The sequence below is a fragment of the Arcobacter caeni genome (assembly GCF_003063245.1).
Classification (GTDB): Bacteria; Campylobacterota; Campylobacteria; order Campylobacterales; family Arcobacteraceae; genus Aliarcobacter; species Aliarcobacter caeni.
The window spans coordinates 1-532 of the sequence record NZ_MUXE01000057.1; the positions used below are offsets into that span (position 1 = coordinate 1).

The 532-nt window shown below is 24.2% G+C and carries 1 protein-coding gene; it reads left to right on the forward strand.

Going from position 1 to position 532, the window contains the following annotated elements:
* Window positions 1-154: 154 nt before the first annotated feature.
* Window positions 155-532 (forward strand): hypothetical protein (locus B0174_RS12125; protein ID WP_133174810.1); only part of this gene is annotated, 378 nt, incomplete at its 3' end.

The following is a 532-nucleotide window of genomic DNA, read 5'->3' on the forward strand; positions in this document are numbered from 1 at the left end:
GGCCTAAGTGGGACATTTCATTAAAATAAAATCATTAAACGATATAGTAGATACTTTAAAACTACATTTCTATCCAAACACTAATATTACATTAGAAGAAATAGAAATTTTAAACCAAAATATAACAGACTTTGTAGAGCTTAAAAAAGAAGCTATGCAAATTAAAAATCAAGATAATCAAAAAAGATTTGTTAATACTACTTTTGCAAATCATAAGTTTAGAGTTATGGCTGTGAGTCAATCTTCTTTTAATGTAGTTTTACAAAATGGTGATATATCAATTTCACTTTTAAAATATTCAAATAGACATAGTAATCCATTAATAAAAGTAGAGTTTAGAGCTGAGTTTTTATTAAGAAGTGGTTATAAAAATGCTATTCAGTATGTTAAAAATATTATCAATAATCTTTTTGAAAACTATTTTATTAAAGTATCAGAAATACACCTTGCAAAAGATATACAAGGTTATGAGTTTAACCCTTTTGATATCCATAGATTTAAAACTCTATCTAAACACAAAACAGTATTCCAT